General features: G+C 68.6%; 19 protein-coding genes. 12 read left to right on the top strand and 7 right to left on the bottom strand.

What is annotated here, in order from left to right; genetic code table 11:
* Nucleotides 1-227: 227 nt before the first annotated feature.
* On the top strand, nucleotides 228-473 hold the full coding sequence (locus tag NWFMUON74_RS36960) for a S1 RNA-binding domain-containing protein (protein WP_187684063.1): 246 nt from the start codon (nucleotides 228-230) through the stop codon (nucleotides 471-473).
* Between the two features lie 67 nt (nucleotides 474-540).
* Here the strand turns inward: NWFMUON74_RS36960 and NWFMUON74_RS24095 are convergent, their stop codons facing one another.
* Nucleotides 541-1,362, bottom strand: a complete 822-nt coding sequence (locus NWFMUON74_RS24095; protein ID WP_232110566.1) for a helix-turn-helix domain-containing protein — start codon at nucleotides 1,360-1,362, stop codon at nucleotides 541-543.
* A 188-nt stretch (nucleotides 1,363-1,550) separates the two neighbouring features.
* On the opposite strand from NWFMUON74_RS24095, the gene cysD reads away from it, so the two are divergent.
* The 7 genes from cysD to NWFMUON74_RS24060 all read left to right on the top strand — a co-directional run bounded on the left by cysD (nucleotide 1,551) and on the right by NWFMUON74_RS24060 (nucleotide 8,908).
* Nucleotides 1,551-2,456, top strand: coding sequence for a sulfate adenylyltransferase subunit CysD (gene cysD, locus NWFMUON74_RS24090; protein WP_187684062.1), 906 nt, complete (start codon nucleotides 1,551-1,553; stop codon nucleotides 2,454-2,456).
* The gene (gene cysC / locus NWFMUON74_RS24085; protein ID WP_187684061.1) at nucleotides 2,456-4,315 is read left to right on the top strand and encodes an adenylyl-sulfate kinase; all 1,860 of its coding nucleotides are present in this window, start codon (nucleotides 2,456-2,458) and stop codon (nucleotides 4,313-4,315) included. Before cysD ends, cysC begins: the two co-directional genes overlap by 1 nt.
* A gap of 40 nt (nucleotides 4,316-4,355) precedes the next feature.
* Complete coding sequence (locus NWFMUON74_RS24080) at nucleotides 4,356-5,555, top strand: hypothetical protein (RefSeq protein ID WP_187684060.1); 1,200 nt, start codon at nucleotides 4,356-4,358, stop codon at nucleotides 5,553-5,555.
* An 11-nt stretch (nucleotides 5,556-5,566) separates the two neighbouring features.
* Nucleotides 5,567-6,352 carry an SDR family oxidoreductase gene (locus NWFMUON74_RS24075; protein ID WP_187684059.1) on the top strand — a complete coding sequence of 262 codons (786 nt, stop codon included), beginning with the start codon at nucleotides 5,567-5,569 and terminating at the stop codon, nucleotides 6,350-6,352.
* A gap of 19 nt (nucleotides 6,353-6,371) precedes the next feature.
* Nucleotides 6,372-7,508, top strand: coding sequence for a sulfotransferase family protein (locus tag NWFMUON74_RS24070; protein WP_187684058.1), 1,137 nt, complete (start codon nucleotides 6,372-6,374; stop codon nucleotides 7,506-7,508).
* 335 nt (nucleotides 7,509-7,843) lie between these two features.
* On the top strand, nucleotides 7,844-8,044 hold the full coding sequence (locus NWFMUON74_RS24065; RefSeq protein ID WP_187684057.1) for a hypothetical protein: 201 nt from the start codon (nucleotides 7,844-7,846) through the stop codon (nucleotides 8,042-8,044).
* Nucleotides 8,045-8,293: 249 nt separating this feature from the next.
* Entirely contained in the window at nucleotides 8,294-8,908 is a 615-nt protein-coding gene (locus NWFMUON74_RS24060; protein ID WP_187684056.1) for a class I SAM-dependent methyltransferase, read from the top strand.
* A gap of 3 nt (nucleotides 8,909-8,911) precedes the next feature.
* Here the strand turns inward: NWFMUON74_RS24060 and NWFMUON74_RS24055 are convergent, their stop codons facing one another.
* Entirely contained in the window at nucleotides 8,912-9,934 is a 1,023-nt protein-coding gene (locus tag NWFMUON74_RS24055; protein ID WP_232110565.1) for an alpha/beta hydrolase, read from the bottom strand.
* Between the two features lie 131 nt (nucleotides 9,935-10,065).
* Nucleotides 10,066-11,067, bottom strand: a complete 1,002-nt coding sequence (locus NWFMUON74_RS24050; protein ID WP_187684055.1) for a zinc-dependent alcohol dehydrogenase family protein — start codon at nucleotides 11,065-11,067, stop codon at nucleotides 10,066-10,068.
* Between the two features lie 100 nt (nucleotides 11,068-11,167).
* On the opposite strand from NWFMUON74_RS24050, the gene NWFMUON74_RS24045 reads away from it, so the two are divergent.
* Nucleotides 11,168-12,103, top strand: coding sequence for an AraC family transcriptional regulator (locus NWFMUON74_RS24045; protein ID WP_232110564.1), 936 nt, complete (start codon nucleotides 11,168-11,170; stop codon nucleotides 12,101-12,103).
* A 6-nt stretch (nucleotides 12,104-12,109) separates the two neighbouring features.
* On the opposite strand, the gene NWFMUON74_RS24040 is transcribed toward NWFMUON74_RS24045, so the two are convergent.
* Nucleotides 12,110-12,916: a MerR family transcriptional regulator gene (locus tag NWFMUON74_RS24040; protein WP_187684054.1), complete on the bottom strand. Its 807-nt coding sequence runs from the start codon at nucleotides 12,914-12,916 to the stop codon at nucleotides 12,110-12,112.
* Nucleotides 12,909-13,433: a VOC family protein gene (locus NWFMUON74_RS24035; RefSeq protein WP_187684053.1), complete on the bottom strand. Its 525-nt coding sequence runs from the start codon at nucleotides 13,431-13,433 to the stop codon at nucleotides 12,909-12,911. Before NWFMUON74_RS24035 ends, NWFMUON74_RS24040 begins: the two co-directional genes overlap by 8 nt.
* 133 nt (nucleotides 13,434-13,566) lie before the next feature.
* Between NWFMUON74_RS24035 and NWFMUON74_RS24030 the strand changes: the two genes are divergently transcribed.
* Both NWFMUON74_RS24030 and NWFMUON74_RS24025 read left to right on the top strand, forming a co-directional pair.
* A complete protein-coding gene (locus NWFMUON74_RS24030; RefSeq protein WP_187684052.1) occupies nucleotides 13,567-14,406 on the top strand; it encodes a hypothetical protein in 840 nt (279 codons plus the stop codon).
* 331 nt (nucleotides 14,407-14,737) lie between these two features.
* Complete coding sequence (locus NWFMUON74_RS24025) at nucleotides 14,738-15,640, top strand: IS5 family transposase (RefSeq protein ID WP_187684051.1); 903 nt, start codon at nucleotides 14,738-14,740, stop codon at nucleotides 15,638-15,640.
* Nucleotides 15,641-15,681: 41 nt separating this feature from the next.
* On the opposite strand, the gene NWFMUON74_RS24020 is transcribed toward NWFMUON74_RS24025, so the two are convergent.
* Nucleotides 15,682-16,251, bottom strand: coding sequence for a dihydrofolate reductase family protein (locus tag NWFMUON74_RS24020; RefSeq protein ID WP_187684050.1), 570 nt, complete (start codon nucleotides 16,249-16,251; stop codon nucleotides 15,682-15,684).
* A gap of 51 nt (nucleotides 16,252-16,302) precedes the next feature.
* Nucleotides 16,303-16,443, bottom strand: coding sequence for a hypothetical protein (locus tag NWFMUON74_RS24015; RefSeq protein ID WP_187684049.1), 141 nt, complete (start codon nucleotides 16,441-16,443; stop codon nucleotides 16,303-16,305).
* A gap of 28 nt (nucleotides 16,444-16,471) precedes the next feature.
* Between NWFMUON74_RS24015 and NWFMUON74_RS24010 the strand changes: the two genes are divergently transcribed.
* Entirely contained in the window at nucleotides 16,472-16,924 is a 453-nt protein-coding gene (locus tag NWFMUON74_RS24010; protein ID WP_187684048.1) for a MaoC family dehydratase, read from the top strand.
* The last annotated feature ends 13 nt before the right edge of the window (nucleotides 16,925-16,937 follow it).

Here is a 16,937-nt window from a genome sequence, read left to right as displayed (position 1 = left end):
CGGAATCATTTCCCGCGCAATATCTTCCATCGCCGCACCCGCCCCCTGTGACGACGGCACCGCGGCACCGCTCGGCTCTGCTACCCTGGCATTCGTGACTGCCGGGTCGGCCGTAGGCCGCACACAGACAGGTTTCCCGGCCGCGCGGTGAGCGCGGCGCGGGCCAGAGGCCCGCCCTCCGAACGCATCCCAACGATCTCTCGGGACTGCGGAAGGAGGTGAAATCAATGTCCCCTCATGAGGTTTCGCTTGCCCGATGGCAGGCATTCCAGGACGGGCACGGGGTTGGCACCGTCGTCGACGCGACCGTGGTCACGGTCGTTCCGTTCGGCGCGTTCGTCGAAGTCGCGCCCGGAATCCATGGCTTGCTGCACAAGGATTCCTGGGACCGGACCCCACGGGTCGGTGACTCGATACCGGTTCGTATCGCGGAGTGGGGACCACCGCGACTGAGCGTCACTCCCGTTCGGTAATACCTGGTGTGGGGCCAGGTTCAGGCTGGCCCCACACCGGCGATCATAGGCCGCTCCCCGCGGGCGGTCAGCGTGCTGAGACCAGGGCGGCGGAGATGGTGCCGGCGGTGGTGGCGGTGGCTGTGCCGAGTTGGGCGAGCTGGGTGGCGGACAGGCGGGTGTCGGGGCAGGTGACGAGGGCGGCTATGACGGTGTCGCCGAGGTGGATCGGGGCGGCGACGGTGACGACGGCGTTCTCGTCGCCGAGTTCGTTCGGTAGGTAGTCGATGGTGATGAGGTCGGCGATCATGGCGCCGAGGCGGTTGCGCAGCGGGTCGGTGACCGGGGAATTGCGCAGGGCGGCAAGGGCTTCCAGCATGGGGGCGGACTCGTCGGCCAGGCGCTCGACCGAGTAGCCGCGGTCGCGGACGGCCGCGAGCACGGCCTCGAGGCGGTCGCGGTGGGCGGGGTCGGCGCGGTCCAGCCAGGCGGCGCGCTCGAAATCGCTTGCCCACGCGACGAATTCGCGGGCCACCGGCGGGGCGAGGGGGAGCCGGCGGCCCGCGCGGATCCAGGGCACCGACGGCGTGCCGACCACCTCGGTGATGACGATGGCATCGGTGTCACGCTCGGCCAGGAACACCGGAGTGCGGCGGCGCGCGGACAGCGCGCGCATCGGCTCGGCGGCCAGCCGGCGCAGCGGGAACGCCGCCTCCGCGCGCCGGGCCACCGTCAGCAGGTTCAGGCCCAGTCCGTAGTTGCCGTCGTCGTCGCGGGCGGTCCAGCCGTCGGCGGTCAACTGCGTGAGCACGGCGTGCGCGGTGGCGCGGGACAACCCGGTGTCGCGCACGATCCGCGCGAGCGACAGGTGTTCGACGGGGTGCCGGGAGAGCAGCTCGATCACCCGCACCACGCGGTGCGTCGGCGGTGATGCGGCGGCCGCGGACCCGTTTTCTGAAACAGGTTCTTGACCGGCGCGGCCGGATCGGCCTATCGTCGGTGTCACAATATCGAACGATAGCGTCGAATATTCGACACTGCAACCCGTGCACACTGCCCGGGCAGCGGTATTCGGCGCGGTGAGTGGGTGAGCGTGTGATGCGGACGGGATACGAGCTGTCGCATCTGGCGGCCCTCGAGGCCGAGTCGGTGCACATCTTCCGCGAGGTGGCGGCGACCTTCGAGCGGCCGGTGCTGCTGTTCTCCGGCGGCAAGGATTCCGCGGTGATGCTGGAGCTGGCGCGCAAGGCGTTCTGGCCCGCGCCGCTGCCGTTCCCGCTGCTGCACGTCGACACCGGGCACAACTTCGACGAGGTGATCGACTTCCGCGACCGCACCGCGGCCCGCCTCGGGGCCCGGCTGCTGGTGGCGCGGGTGCAGGACGACATCGACGCCGGGCGGGTGACCGAGCGCCCGGGGCAGACCCGTAACCGGCTCCAGACCACCACGCTGTTGCGGGCCATCCGCGAGCACCGCTTCGACGCGGTGTTCGGCGGCGCGCGCCGCGACGAGGAGAAAGCGCGCGCCAAGGAGCGCGTGTTCAGCTTCCGCGACGAGTTCGGCGCCTGGGAGCCACGCGCTCAGCGGCCGGAGATCTGGAATCTCTACAACGGCAGACATCGTGCGGGCGAGCACATTCGGGTGTTCCCGCTGTCGAACTGGACCGAACTCGACATCTGGGAGTACATCGACCGGGAGGCGGTGGAACTGCCGTCGCTGTACTACGCGCATCGCCGCACGGTGGTCGAACGGGACGGAATGCTGTTGGCCGCCGGTCGTTTCCTGACGCCGCGCGAGGGCGAGCGTACCTTCGAGGCGACAGTGCGTTTCCGCACGGTCGGCGACGCCACCTGCACCGGCTGCGTGGAGAGCGAGGCCGCCGACCCGGCGGCGGTGATCACCGAGACCGCCGTCAGCCGGTTGACCGAACGCGGCGCGACCCGGGCCGACGACCGGATCTCCGAGTCCGGCATGGAAGACCGCAAGCGGGAGGGCTACTTCTGATGAGCCGCAATCTGTTACGGCTGGCCACGGCGGGCAGCGTCGACGACGGCAAGTCCACGCTGATCGGCCGGCTGCTCTACGACTCCAAGAGCCTGTTCACCGATCAGCTGGCCGCCATCGAACGGGTCAGCGCGCAGCGCGGCGACGCGGCGACGGATCTGGCGCTGGTCACCGACGGGCTGCGCGCCGAACGCGAGCAGGGCATCACGATCGACGTCGCCTACCGCTACTTCACCACGCCGCGAAGGAAATTCGTCATCGCCGACACTCCGGGGCACGTGCAGTACACCCGGAACATGGTGACCGGGGCGTCCACCGCGGACCTGGCGCTGATCCTGGTCGACGCGCGCAAGGGCGTGGTCGAGCAGACCCGGCGGCACGCCTTCCTGGCCACCCTGCTCGGGGTGCCGCACCTGGTGGTGTGCGTCAACAAGATGGACCTCGTCGACTGGTCGGAGCACCGGTTCGACGAAATACGCACGGAATTCGCGGATTTCGCGGCCAAGCTGACCGTCGGGGATCTGAGTTTCGTCCCGGTGTCGGCACTGCACGGTGACAATGTGGTGGACGCCTCGCCGCATACGCCGTGGCACGCGGGCCCGCCGCTGCTGCGTCATCTCGAGGACGTGCACATCGCCTCGGACCGCAACCTCATCGACGCCCGGCTGCCGGTGCAGTACGTGATCCGCCCCGCCGCCGGGAATGCCGAGGATCGCGCGCACCGCACCTACGCGGGGACGGTCGCGGGCGGGATCTTCAAGCCCGGTGACGAGGTGGTGGTGCTGCCGTCGGGCCGCAGCACGCGGGTGTCGCGCATCTGGGGGCCGGGCGGCGCCAAGGTGGACGAGGCGTTCACCGGGATGGCGGTGTCGCTGACGCTGGACGACGATGTCGATGTCGGGCGCGGCGACATGCTCGCCCGCCCGGGCAACCGTCCGCACCTCGACCGCGATATCGACGCGATGGTGTGCTGGTTCTCCGACGACACCACGCTGCGCCCCGGGGCGGAATACGAATTGCGCACGGCCGCGCAGACCACTCGCGTCCGGGTCACCGAGCTGGACTACCGCCTCGACGTGAACACCCTGCACCGCGTGCCGGGCGCGGACAGCCTGGCGCTCAACGACATCGGGCGGTTGACGCTGCGCAGCGGCCGGCCGCTGATGTTCGACAACTACCGCGACAACCGCCGGACCGGCAGCTTCATTCTCGTGGACGAGGCGACCGATCACACTGTCGCCGCGGGAATGATCCTGGCCCGCGACACCGGGCCGCGCGCGACGACCACCGCCGACGTGGTCTGGCACAGCTCGGCGGTCACCCGCGCCGAACGGCAGCATACGGGCGCGACGATCTGGCTCACCGGCCTGTCCGGCTCCGGAAAGTCCACCATCGCAGTCGAACTGGAGCGCCAATTGGTGGCCGCGGGCCGCCCGGCGTATCTGCTCGACGGCGACAACCTGCGGCACGGGCTCAACGCCGATCTCGGGTTCACCGATGCCGACCGCCGCGAGAACATCCGGCGGGTGGCGCAGGTCGCGGCGCTGTTCGCCGACGCCGGGGTGACCGCCATCGTCTCGGTGATCAGCCCCTTCGCCGCGCAGCGCAAGCTGGCCCGAGCGGTGCACGGGGACAAGGGATTACCGTTGCACGAGGTCTTCGTCGACACGCCGCTGGAGGTGTGCGAGCGTCGCGACCCGAAGGGCCTGTACGCCCGGGCCCGCGCGGGCGAACTCCGCGATTTCACCGGCATCGACTCCCCCTACGAGCGGCCCCAGCACGCCGACCTGGTCATCACCCCCGACCACGGCAATCCCGCCGACGTCGCCGCGCTGATCCGGCGCGAACTGCGACTGTGACAGTGCCGCAAGCCTTTCCGTACCGACACCTAGGAAGCAGATGTCCCATCCACCCACCGAGCCCGCCGCGGATCTGACCGAACCGCTGCGCGCGGCGATCGCCGAGGCCGAGAAGCTGGTCGCCACCGCCGAATTCATCCGCGACCAGCGCGATCTTGCCGAAGGTTACGACTATCTAGCGGGCAGCATCCAGGCCGTCATGCAGTTGTCGCGCGCGCACGGCACCAGCCACCCGTACTTCGTCACCTCCACGGGCCCGTACACCAAGATGGGCCTGGACAATCCCGACACGCTCTACTATCACGCGAATGTCGAGCCGGGCGCGGAGTACCTGATCACCGGCACCCGCGGCAGCACCGTCGATCTGAGCTTCCAGGTGCTCAAGGGCGACTACAGCGCCACCGACGTGCCCAACGGCGACGACGCCTTCGACGACCGCCGCCTCGACATCGCCGCGGACGGCAGTTATCAGTTGAGATTCGGTCCGCCCAAGGACAATCCGGGCCCGAACTACTTCGTGCTGGGGGAGGGCGCGTCGATGCTCGCCGTGCGCGAGGTGTACGGCGACTGGACCGCCGAGCGGCAGGGCAGCATCCGCATCGAACGGCTCGACACCGTCGGCACCGCGCCCGCCGCGCCGACGGCCGATCAGCTGCGCAAGCGTTATCGGGCGGCCGCGCGAATGTTGTTGCAGCGCATCCACACCTGGTTCAACTTCCCGAAATGGTTCTATCTGGATCTGCCGGTGAACACCCTCACCGAGCCCAGGCTCACACCCGGCGGCCTCAGTACCCAGTACTCCTCGGTCGGCCACTTCGATCTCGCGGACGATCAGGCGCTGGTCATCACCGTGCCCAAATCCGATATGCCCTATCAGGGGTTCCAGCTCGGCAGCCGGTGGTACATCTCGCTGGACTACGTCAACCATCAGACCAGCCTCAATTCCGCGCAGGCGCAGGTCGATCCGGACGGCATGATCCGGATGGTGGTCTCGGCACGCGATCCGGGCATCGCGAACTGGGTGGAGACCACGGGCTGCACACAGGGCATTCTGCAGTTCCGCTGGCAGCGCGTGGACCGGCCGCTGACCGCCGCCGACGGGCCCGCGCTCGAGCTGGTGCCGTTCGAGAAGGTCCGAGACCTGTTGCCGCACTACGAGCACAACACCGTCGATGAGGCGGCCTGGCGGGACCGCATCGCGGCGCGCCAGCGCGGTTTCGCGCAACGGATGCTGGGATGAGAGGAACTTCGATGAGTACCGCACTTCTGACCGACAAGGTCGTCGTCGTCAGCGGCGTAGGGCCCGGGCTGGGCCGTTCCATCTGTACCGAGGCGGCCGCGGCCGGTGCGAAGGTGGTGCTGGCCGCGCGCACCGAGTCGCGGCTGAAAGAGGTGGCCGCGCAGATCGAGGCCAACGGCGGCGAAACCCTGTGCGTGCCCGCCGATATCACCGACGACGAGGCGGTCGCCAACCTGGTGCGGCGCACCCTGGACACCTTCGGCCGGGTCGACGCCCTGGTCAACAACGCCTTCGCGGTGCCCTCGATGAAACCGCTGGCGCGCACGGATTTTCAGCAGATCCGCGACAGCCTCGACCTCACCGTGCTGGGCGGGCTGCGGATGACACAGGCGTTCACCGAACCGCTGGCGGCGTCCAAGGGCGCGGTCGTGATGATCAACTCCGCGGTGCTGCGGCACTCCGAACCCCGGTACGGCAGTTACAAGATGGCGAAGTCGGCGCTGCTCGCCATGTCGCAGACGCTCGCTTCCGAACTCGGTAAACAGCGGATCCGGGTGAACAGCGTTGCGCCCGGCTACATTTGGAGCGATCAGCTGAAGTGGTACTTCGGTGAGGTGGCCAAGAAATACGGCATCACCACCGAGCAGGTTTATCAGCAGACCGCCGACCGGTCGGATCTCAAGCGCCTGCCCGAACCCGACGAAATCGCCCGCGCGGTGGTGTTTCTGGCCTCCGACTGGTCCAGCGCCATCACCGGCCAGACCCTCGACGTCAACTGCGGCGAATACCACGCCTGAGCCCCGAGGACCGATTCTCATGACCGTTCGCACCGACGTGGGCACCGTCGAGGACCTGCACGCCTCGGCCACGAAAGCCTGCGGGCTCACCGACTTCGGCTCCGACGAGTACCGCGAGGCGCTCGGCGTGCTGTTGGAGTCCTACCAGCGCGACGCCGACCTGACCGAACTCGGCAGCAAGATGAACCGCTACTTCCTGCGCGGCGCCCTGGTGGCTCGCGCGTTGAGCGAGGCGGCCTGGAAGGCCAACCCGCAGTATGCCGAAACACCGGTCACCAGGCCGATTTTCGTGACCGGCCTGCCGCGCACCGGCACCACCGCGCTGCATCGGCTGCTCGCCGCCGACCCCCGCCATCAAGCGCTGGAGATGTGGCTGGCCGAATTCCCGCAGCCGCGGCCGCCCCGCGACACCTGGGCCGACAATCCGGTCTATCGGCAGCTCGACGCCGGGTTCGCCCAGCATCACGTCGAGAATCCCGAATTCATGGGCCTGCACTACATGACCGCCGCCGAGGTGGAGGAGTGCTGGCAGCTGCTGCGGCAGACCGTGAAGTCGGTGTCCTACGAATGCCTGGCGTACCTGCCGACCTATTCGCAGTGGCTGCGCACACAGGACTGGACCGACGCCTACGCCCGGCACCGCAAGAACCTGCAGCTGATCGGCCTCGGCGACGACCGCCGCTGGATCCTGAAGAATCCCAGTCACCTGTTCGCCCTGGACGCGCTGCTCGCGGTCTACCCCGACGCGCTGGTGATCCAGACCCACCGCGCCCCCGCGACGGTGCTGGCCTCGGTCTGCAGCCTGTCCGAGCACGCCGCCCGCGGCTGGTCCGACACCTTCACCGGCCGCCGCATCGGCGAAACCCAACTGGAACTCTGGTCGCGCGGCCTGCACGAGTTCACCGCCGCCCGCAAACGCTACGACCAGGCCCAATTCCTCGACATCGACTTCGCCGACCTCCGCGCCGACCCCCTCGGCACCGTCGAGTCGATCTACCGCTCCTTCGGCATCGAATTCACCGACGAGGCCCGCACCGCCATGACCGCCCTCGACGAGGAAAGCCGCACCGGCGACCGCAAACCCGCCCACCGCTATTCCCTGTCCGACTACGGCCTCAGCGAGGCCGAGGTGGAGGCCCACTTCCGCACCTCGTAGGTGTCAGAGCTGACGCTACGTTCAAACGGTTTCGCGCCATGCCGTCTCGCCTGCTCGGTCAGGAGACATTTACCGACCTACTCGTCGAGCTGAGCTGCTCGATCCCGCATCGCCGGTGCCGTCTCGGCCACGAACCACCGCGCATCCCTCACCGAACATTGATGGAGCGCGGCCGGGTCGTGAGCTCATCCCCGCAACCAGGTCGTGCGTCGTCCGCTATCGCGCGGCATCGCATGTCACACGCGCGGTGCTCCGGGCGATCTCACGGATGTCAACGCGCCCTGCGCTCCGCGTGACAGGGCGAGGTTGGGCTGTACCACGAGGAGGTATTCACCATGGCCGATCACGATGTCCGACTTTCGACCAACAACCTGCGTATCAACGGCATCGACCTGCATTTCGATGTCAAAGTCGACGGTGCCGTGCTGGGCACATTGTCGGTCTCCGAAGGTAGTCTCGACTGGCGGCCGAAGGGCCAGCATCGTGCGATTCCGATTCCTTGGACGACATTCGCGAATTGGGCGCAGGGCAACTAGCCGAAGATAGATTCCTCAGTTCAATCAGTATTGCTTGTGGTGTGGGTACGAAGATCGAGTCCTGAGTCGGCTTTGCGCAGACCTGCGCATCCCCCAGATCATCGGTTTCAACGCGGTAGCCCATGCTTGTTCAGGGACAGAGCCGTGCCCAACGCACCAATCCAGCGCCATGCAGAAGGGTGCATGATCATCGGCGATGTGGCGGTGGCACAGTGGACTCGTAGTGGCGTGAGGGCGGAGGAGTGGTCGATGAGTGGACGTGTCCCCAGTAAGTGGGAGGAAATGACTGCTGCCGATCCTGCGCATTCGGCGTGGTATGTGGAGCGGTTCCGGGCTTTGGCGGCCGAGGGGCGGGATATCGTCGGGGAGGCGCGGCTGGTCGATGCGATGGTGGGGCGGGGCGCTCGGGTGCTGGACGCGGGGTGCGGGGCGGGGCGGATCGGTGGGTATCTGCACCGGGCCGGGCATGTCGTGGTCGGTGTCGATGTCGATCCCGAGCTGATCGCGGCGGCGGAGCAGGATTATCCCGGGCCGACCTGGTTGGTCGGTGATCTCGCCGAACTGGATCTACCCGCTCGGGGGATCGCCGAGGGCTTCGATGTCATCGTGTGCGCGGGCAATGTGATGACCTTCCTGGCGCCGTCGACCCGGGAGGTGGTGCTGCGAGGCTTCGCCCGCCACCTCGCGCCGGCCGGCCGGGTTGTCGTGGGCTTCGGCGCCGAGCGCGGCTACGAGTTCCCGCAATTCCTGGCCGACGCCGAAACCGCCGGGCTCACAGCGGATCTGCGGCTGTCGACCTGGGATCTGCGTCCCTTCGCCGACGACTCCGATTTCCTGGTGGCGGTGCTGTCCCGCACGGAGTGAGCATCAGTGCCCGATGGTGGAGTTCGCCCAATCTATCACTGCCGCTTGATATTCGACGGTGTTGCCGGCGAGATTGACGGCGTGCCCGCTGCCGGGCAGTACGAAGGTGCGCAGTTGGGCCGCGGGGGCGAAGTAGGGTGCTTCCGCGGCGTGCAGCGTCGCGGAATCCGCGCACACCGCGTACTCGTGACCGCAGGACAATCTGTCCAGTCCGCCGTTGACGACCAGGACCGGCGCGTCGATGCGGCCGGACATGCCCGGCAGGGTGGACAGCAGACCGTCGGGATATTCGGTGAGCGAGAAGGGCTCCTTGGTCCGCTCGTCCCGCGCGAGCACCTCCGGGTCGATATTGCCGGGCGCGTGGAAGTCGTGCAGCCGGGTACCGGGGCGAGAGACGAGATAGCCGGAATCGTAACCGCGCCCGGCGAATTCGGGCTCCTCGATGGCTCGGTGATAGGTGGAGATGACCCCGAGCGTCTCGCCGATCTCGAGCGAATGCGAATATCCGGTCAGCACCACGCCGTCGACGTCGTGGTGGGCGCTGGCCTCCATCACCGAGGTTCCCGACGTCAGCGAGTGACCCACGGTGACGACCTTGCCGAACGGCTCGGCACCTGCCAGCCCCCGCCGCAGGCCCTGCACGATGCCGTGCAGCGCATCGGCGGTGGCCGAGGCGGTCAGGGAGAGGGCCGGTGGCCGGGTGCTGGCGCCGTTGCCGAGCCGGTCCACGACGAGTGTCGCGTATCCGGCGCGGTTCATCGCCTGCCGGAAGTTGTAGGTCTCCGGTTGGTACGCGAAATCCCAATAGGTGCCGTTGTAATTGGACCCGGACATCAGCACCATGACGGTATCGGTCGGCGTATCCGGTCGGCACAGGGTCGCGGCCAGCTGTCCCTGCGGAACCGGCACGAAGAAGGATCGGCAGGCATCCGGAGACGAGGTCTCGTCGGCCCGGGCCGCACTCCCCGCGAACGAGAGCAGTGCCGCGACAAGACATACCACCGCGGTCCGTGTCGAGGCTCGCACGCGGGGCTCCTTTCGTCGGTGACGCAGGTTAACTCCCGGCATTGCGACACGCAAGACTGCCGGCGCGCCTGCCACCGATCCGGCGAACCGCTCCGTAGCCGTACTGTATCTGCTGGAATACGCTGTCGCGGTTAGAGTTTGACGACGATCTTGCCGGTGTGTGCGTTCGATTCCATCAGGCGATGGGCGTCGCGGATGCTGTCCAGGCCGTCGAAGACCGCGCCGACGTGCGGTCGCAGCACGCCGTCGCGGATTCCGGAGGCGATCCAATGGTTGACGCGGCGGCGGCCGGCAGCGGTGGCGGACAGCTCCATGTTGGCGTAGCCGTGAACGCGCAGCGGCCAGTTCATCGGCATGGCCATCGGCCGTTGGTCGAGCCAGCCGTACACGACGATGGTGCCGTCATGCGCTGCGGCCGTGCTCAATTCGGCCAACCCGGGGCCGCCGACGGCGTCGAAGACGACCTGCGCGCCGACGCCGCCGGTGATGCGGCGGGTCTCGGCGACCACATCGGTGTCGGCCGCGGCGAGGACGTGCGCCGCGCCGTTGTCGAGCAGGTGCTGCCGCTTCTCGCCGGTCCTGGTCACCGCGATCGGGATGGCGCCGATACGGGCGGCGGTCTGCAGGGCGGCGATGCCGACGCCGCTCGAGGCGGCGGTGATCAGCACGTGGTCGCCGGGGCGCAGGCCACCGGTCTCCAGCATGCCGCCGTAGGCGGTCGAATAGGTGAGCCAGCTCGCCGCGCCGGTGACCGCGTCGAGGCCCGCCGGGCGCGGGACCACGGATTCCACCGGCAGCACCACGCGTTCGGCATATACGCCCGCTGCGCTCATCTCGATATTGGGCCCGGTCGAGACTTCCTGGCCCACAACGTATTCGGTGACCTCCGCGCCGACCGCCGCGACCACCCCGGACGCTTCGTAGCCGAGCCGCGAGGACGGCAGCGTCGGCTGGTAGTAGTAGGTGCCCGCCCGGAACAGGGCCTCCGCGCGGTTGAGACCCAGCGCTTCGATGCGGACCAGCACATCCCTCGGCCCGAGCGCGGGCAGCTCGAGGTTCTCGATGGTCAGGACGTCCGGGCCGCCGAGTTCGTGGAAGACGACGGTGCGGGCGGAGATCGTGTCGATTGTCATGACATCGACGCTATGCCCGCGTCGAGAGATGATCTATGCGTCAGCGTCTCGTGAAAATATCCATTCGTCTTGCCCCGGTGACACCGGATATCCTGCGGATATGGGTTTGGATGTGCTCAGCGGTGCCGTCGCGACCATGCGCACCGGCCGGCCGCACTCGTCGCGCCAGGAACAATTCGCCCCCTGGGGCATGCGCTTTCCCGCGTCGGAGGGCGCGGGATTCCATGTGGTCCTGCAGGGTTCGGCATGGCTGCTCCCGCCGCGCGAGGACGGCGAGCCCATTCCGCTCGGCCCCGGCGACATCGTCTTCCTGGCGCACGGGCGCGGCCACGCGCTGGCCAGCGACCCCGCCGTGCCGCTGCGCGAGATCCGGCCCCTGCCGGACGGATCCTGGCCGCGGCCCGTGCCCGAACCGCACGCACCCGACGCTCCGGTCACGGTATTGCTCTGTGGCGCATATCAACTCGATCGGCGACGGGCGCACCCGCTGCTCGCCGACCTACCCGACGTGGTGCACCTGACCCCGCGCGTCGGCACGCACCGATCGCTGCGCGCGGCGGTGGAACTGCTCGGCACGGAACTCGAAGAGGCACAACCGGGTTCGGACGCCATCATCACCTCGCTGCTGGACACCCTGCTGCTGTACATCCTGCGCGCCTGGTGGCTGGGCGCCCAGGAGGCCACCCCGCATCACGGGTGGGCCGCCGCCCTGGTCGATCGCCCCGTCGCCGCGGCGCTGCGCGCGATGCACACCAATCCCGAACACCCTTGGACCGTCGAGGAACTCGGCGCACTCGGCGGTCTGTCCCGCGCCGCGTTCTCCCGCCGCTTCACCACCCTGGTCGGCCGTGCCCCGCTCGCCTACCTGACCTGGTGGCGCATGACCCTGGCCGGACGGCTGCTCCGCTCCGACGACACCCCGCTGCGCGCCGTGGCCCAACGTGTCGGCTACACCTCGGAATTCGCCTTCGCCAAGGCATTCAAACGTGAGTACACCGTGGCCCCGGGCCGCTACCGCACCATGGCGACCGGGTAGCCGGCATCACTGCCAGGTCGCGGTGTCCGGGTCGATGCCGTCGGCGCGGGCTGCGGCGTCGACGACTCGGCGGAACCAGGCGGCCAGGCCGGGGCGAATGTTGTTGTAGTGCGCGGCGAATCCCAGGTCGGTCTCGAAGGTGCGGGCGAGGCAGACCTGCATCTGCGTGGTGAGGAGGAAGTACGACGCGGTGAATGCCTCGCGGTGGCGCTCGGCGAGCCGATTCGCCGCCGGGCTGCCGGGGGCGATGCCCGCGTCCATGGCGGCTCCGAGCGCGTTCTCGAGCTCGGCGACGGTGTCGGCGACGGACTGCCATTCCGCCGGGCCGCGGTCGGCCGAGCGTTCGGCGTACTGCCGCCACTGCGTCGTGTCGCCGTAGCGTTGCCGGGCCTGGGCGGACCAGCCGGGGTCCCACCGGGGCCCGAAGATCGCGGCCTGCTGCTCGGCGGACAGCAGCACGCCGCGCTCGTGGGCTTCGATCATCCGATCCAGTCCGGCGCCGAGCTGCTGGAGGCGGGCGATCCGTTCGGTGAGCTGGGTGCGCTGGGCGCGCAACGCGCCGGGCACGTCGGCGGTCGAGCTGTCCAGGACGGTCCGGATGCGGTCCAGGCCGAGGCCGAGCTCGCGGTAGACGACGATGCGGTGCAAGCGTTCCAGATCGGTGTCGGTGTAGAGCCGGTATCCGGCGGGCGTGCGCAGCGACGGCCGCGCCAGGCCGATCTCGTCCCAGTGGTGCAGCGCCCGGACCGTCACGCCCAGCCGCGCCGAGACCTGACCGACGGTCAGGCCCGCGGCGTCGGTGGTATCAGGCATGGTCCCCATTGTCGCCGGGCGGGGTGATTCCGATGGCCGCGAGGTTGCGCGCCTCCTGGCTCTCCGGATCGAAGGGCTTCGCCGCGGTGAAGACGATCCGCGCGTTCTCGGGGGTGAGGACCTCCACGTCACGGGTGTTCCACGGCGTATCCCGCGGACCGTCGACCGCGTCCGGCCGCACCGCCCGACAAGACTCGACAACCGATTCGATCTGGTCGAGCACGCACGCGAAACCGACGCTCAGTGCCGGCGCCTTCGTCGGAATCTGCTCCGCGGCGACGAGCAGGACGTCCTGGAACGCCCACCGGCGCAGGTGCACGAGACTGCCGGGGATGGTGAACAACTCGATGAATCCGAGGCCGCGAGTCCAGAAGTCCACCGACGCCGCCAGGTCGCCGGTCGGAATCTTCACGAACGCGGGCATTCCGTAAATGCCCCGAAACGGCTCCGGCGCAACGGCATCCGGCCCGGGCGTGGGCACGGGGCTGATCTCGAAAGCGTTGTAGTAATCACTCATGCCCACACCCTCCGGCCTCACGTAGCGTGAGAGTCAAGGGCCTCGGAGGCGAAATGTTCGGCGGCCGGGCCCGCGGGCTGCCACCATGGTGTCTGGTCAGGCCGACAGCGCCGAGCACAACAGGGGAGCCTCGATGTCACAGACGAGCACCACTTCCACCGGATCGCACGCGCAGACCGCGGAATCGGTGGACTACCGGTGGACGACGATCGTGACCAACGCCGACGGACAGCAACAACCACCCCGGACCGGTGCGGGCACGTTCGACACCGCGGACTCCTATACCGTGCGCATCCACGACAGCCACCCCGACGTCGCCGCGGGGGTGTTCGCCGAGGTGTGCGGCGAGCTGGTCGAATACCACCGCGACGAGGTGCTCGATGCCCGCGTCGACGGCCTGCCCGACCCCGTCGTGCCGGTCACGGTCACCACCACCGTCTACGACGCGGACGACAACGTGGTCGCGGTACTGACCGGGCTGCTGCGTCACGAGCCGGTCACCGAAGACGAAGTTCTCGATGCCGCAGTGACTTTCGGGCAGATCGCGGTCGCCGACGAACGCATCCGCATCGAACGCACTCGCCGTCCCGGCGGCATCAGCCATCGCGATCCGCTTCCGCTGGCGCTCGACCTCGATACGGCGTACGGGCCGGAGCTCGACGCCTACCCCGTCGAGAGTCCGGGCACCGGCATCGGCGAGACCGACCGTGCGCAGCTGCGGGAACTACGCGCCGCGGCCGCCGAACTGCGGGCCGAGGTGTACGACCCCGAGTACTGCAGGCACCAGCTCGCCGCCATGGAGACCGCCCGCGCCGAGGCCCGCGACACCGACCCGCCCATCGACTGGCACGCCCGCGTGGACCGGTGGCGACGGCTGCTGGAAATCTCCACCGAGGCATACCTGGACGCCGCCGGAATCGACACCGCCGCAGAGCAACTCCGCACCCGGCATTCCGCCCGCGACCTCGAGTAGCGTGTCCGGTCGCGCCCCAGCGGGTCGCGGATCGCTTTGCGTAGGCGGACCTGGTCTTGCATCGGAAGGTCGCGGGTCGGGTCGTGTGGGCGGGACTGGTCGTGCGTCGGAAGGTAGCAGGTCGGGTTGTGGAGGCGGGACTGGTCGCGCTTCGGAAGGCTGCGGGTCGGGTTGCGTGGGCGGGACTAGGGCTTGTATCGAAGTAGGTGCTGGCTGGCACCGCTGCGCGGTGCCAGCCAGTGGCGGAAGGCGTTGCCCGCGTTGGCATATAGGTGAGGTCTCCGGTATTCGGGTTAGCGACCAAACAAACCTGAATAGTGCCGGAGACCTCGTGGCCACAGTAGCGGTGACGGGGCGAGCGGATCTGACCGATGCCCAGTGGGCACGGCTGGAGCCGTTGTTGCCTCGCGGGAAGAAGGCTGGACGTCCGCCGACGTGGACGAGACGGCAGATCATCGACGGGATCCGGTGGCGCACGCGAGTGGGGGCGCCGTGGCGGGACGTTCCGGTCGAGTACGGTTCGTGGCCTGCGGTGTACGGATTGTTCCGGCGTTGGCAACGGGCCGGAGTGTGGGTATTGATCCTGAAGTTGCTACAGGCATTCGCCGACGCGGCCGGGCAGATCGTGTGGCAGGTGAGTGTGGACTCCACGATCGCCAGGGCTCATCAGCACGCGGCTGGAGCACGCCGAGACGGTGATCGGCAGGCAGAGCCGCCCGGCGGAATCGCAAGCGAGCCGACCGATCACGGACTGGGCCGGTCCAGGGGCGGCTGGACGACCAAGCTGCATCTGGCCTGCGAGCGAGGCTGCCGACTGCTGTCGGTGCTGATCACGCCCGGTCAAGCTGGAGACAACCCGCAGATGGTGGCGGTGCTGGACGCGATCGCCGTGCCCAAACCCGGCGGTGGCCGACCCCGGATACGACCGGATCGGGTACTGGCCGACAAGGCCTATTCCAGTCGCAGCAACCGGGAATGGTTGCGGCACCGCGGCATCGCAGTCACTATTCCCGTTCCGGCCGACCAAGCCGCGCACCGCCGCAACCGCGGCCGCACCGGCGGCCGTCCACCCGCGTTCGACTCCGTGATCTACCGCGACCGCAACGCGGTCGAACGGGGCATCAACCAGCTCAAACAACACCGTGCCGTCGCCACGAGATACGACAAGCTCGCTGTCCGCTACCTGGCCACCGTCCACATCGCCGCCATCAACCAATGGCTACGACACCAGTGAGGGCGGGCCAACCGGCCCCCCTCACCACTTCGATACAAGCCCTAGTCGCGGGACGGGACGAAGCGGAGGAGGACCGAGCCGCTCGCGGCGAAGGTGCGGTTCTCCACCAGGTCGAGGGTGACCCATCGGTCGAGCGTGGGGAAGAACGGTGTGCCGCTGCCGACCGCGACGGGGCTGACGACCACCAGGTACTCGTCCACCAGGCCGGCCCGGATCAGCGGTGCGGCCAGGGTGGCGCCCGCGACGTCCAGGATGCCGTCGGTCTCGGCCTTGAGCCGCTCGGCGACCTCGACCACATCGCCTCGCTCCAGGCGGGAGTTCCAGTCCACCGACGAAAGGGTTTGCGAGAACACCACTTTCGGCATCGCAAGCCACAATCGGGCGTACTCCGCCGTCACCGGAGTGATGTCCGGATCCTGTTCGGCCGTGGGCCAGTAGGCCGACATCAGCTCGTACAGCTTGCGCCCGTACAGCGACACCGCGGTCTCGCCCACCCGGTCGTTCCAGAACTGGTGCACTTCATCGTCCGGCTCCGACCAGGAAAAATCCCCGTTGCTGTCCACGATGTAGCCGTCCACCGAGACATTCATGCCGTAGGTCAGTTTGCCCATGCGGTACAGACTGCCCGGCCGCCGGAAACTCATCGGTCGGCGCGCGGCCGGTCAGCGGCGGTGCATGCCCAGGCGGCCCTCCAGCTGGATCAGCAGTTCGCCCAGTCGGGTGGCGAGGGCTCGACTCTGCTGCTCGGTGAGCGTGCGGATGTGGCACGGTACGAAGTAGTCGTCGGGCCGACGCACAGGCACGCGACCGCGAGACGAAGGAGCGCCACTCATGACCGATTTCCCCGATCTGGACGCCTTGCGGGCGGCGGTGGGCACCGAGATCGGCGTCAGCGACTGGATGACGATCGAGCAGGACCGCATCGACACCTTCGCCGACGCCACCGGCGACCACCAGTGGATCCACGTCGACCCCGCCCGTGCGGCGACCGGCCCCTACGGGCGCACCATCGCGCACGGCTTCCTGACCTTGTCGCTGCTGGTGCCGCTCACCAATCAGGCCGCGACCGTGGGCGGTATCCGGATGGGAATCAACTACGGGCTCAACAAGGTTCGCTTCATCACCCCGGTACCGGTCGGGGGCCGCATCCGCGCCCGCGTCACGCTCGATTCGGTGCGCGACATCCCCGGCGGAGTGCAGGCGGAGCGGACCGTCACCCTGGAACTGGAGGGCGCCGACAAACCGGCCTGCGTCGCCGAGAGCATCGTGCGCTACCTGATCTGAGCCCCTGAGGGCC

The organism is Nocardia wallacei (assembly GCF_014466955.1).
Classification (GTDB): domain Bacteria; phylum Actinomycetota; class Actinomycetes; order Mycobacteriales; family Mycobacteriaceae; genus Nocardia; species Nocardia wallacei.
Note: the sequence above shows the minus strand (reverse complement) of the source record. Positions and strands in the feature narration are given on the sequence as shown.

What these genes read in the sequence shown, in the direction of transcription:
- NWFMUON74_RS36960 (WP_187684063.1), top strand. Translation starts at nt 228, where the DNA reads ATGTCCCCTCATGAGGTTTCGCTTGCCCGATGGCAGGCATTCCAGGAC.
- cysD (WP_187684062.1), top strand. Translation starts at nt 1,551, where the DNA reads ATGCGGACGGGATACGAGCTGTCGCATCTGGCGGCCCTCGAGGCCGAG.
- cysC (WP_187684061.1), top strand. Translation starts at nt 2,456, where the DNA reads ATGAGCCGCAATCTGTTACGGCTGGCCACGGCGGGCAGCGTCGACGAC.
- NWFMUON74_RS24080 (WP_187684060.1), top strand. Translation starts at nt 4,356, where the DNA reads ATGTCCCATCCACCCACCGAGCCCGCCGCGGATCTGACCGAACCGCTG.
- NWFMUON74_RS24075 (WP_187684059.1), top strand. Translation starts at nt 5,567, where the DNA reads ATGAGTACCGCACTTCTGACCGACAAGGTCGTCGTCGTCAGCGGCGTA.
- NWFMUON74_RS24070 (WP_187684058.1), top strand. Translation starts at nt 6,372, where the DNA reads ATGACCGTTCGCACCGACGTGGGCACCGTCGAGGACCTGCACGCCTCG.
- NWFMUON74_RS24065 (WP_187684057.1), top strand. Translation starts at nt 7,844, where the DNA reads ATGGCCGATCACGATGTCCGACTTTCGACCAACAACCTGCGTATCAAC.
- NWFMUON74_RS24060 (WP_187684056.1), top strand. Translation starts at nt 8,294, where the DNA reads ATGAGTGGACGTGTCCCCAGTAAGTGGGAGGAAATGACTGCTGCCGAT.
- NWFMUON74_RS24050 (WP_187684055.1), bottom strand. Translation starts at nt 11,067, where the DNA reads ATGACAATCGACACGATCTCCGCCCGCACCGTCGTCTTCCACGAACTC.
- NWFMUON74_RS24045 (WP_232110564.1), top strand. Translation starts at nt 11,168, where the DNA reads ATGGGTTTGGATGTGCTCAGCGGTGCCGTCGCGACCATGCGCACCGGC.
- NWFMUON74_RS24040 (WP_187684054.1), bottom strand. Translation starts at nt 12,916, where the DNA reads ATGCCTGATACCACCGACGCCGCGGGCCTGACCGTCGGTCAGGTCTCG.
- NWFMUON74_RS24035 (WP_187684053.1), bottom strand. Translation starts at nt 13,433, where the DNA reads ATGAGTGATTACTACAACGCTTTCGAGATCAGCCCCGTGCCCACGCCC.
- NWFMUON74_RS24030 (WP_187684052.1), top strand. Translation starts at nt 13,567, where the DNA reads ATGTCACAGACGAGCACCACTTCCACCGGATCGCACGCGCAGACCGCG.
- NWFMUON74_RS24020 (WP_187684050.1), bottom strand. Translation starts at nt 16,251, where the DNA reads ATGGGCAAACTGACCTACGGCATGAATGTCTCGGTGGACGGCTACATC.
- NWFMUON74_RS24010 (WP_187684048.1), top strand. Translation starts at nt 16,472, where the DNA reads ATGACCGATTTCCCCGATCTGGACGCCTTGCGGGCGGCGGTGGGCACC.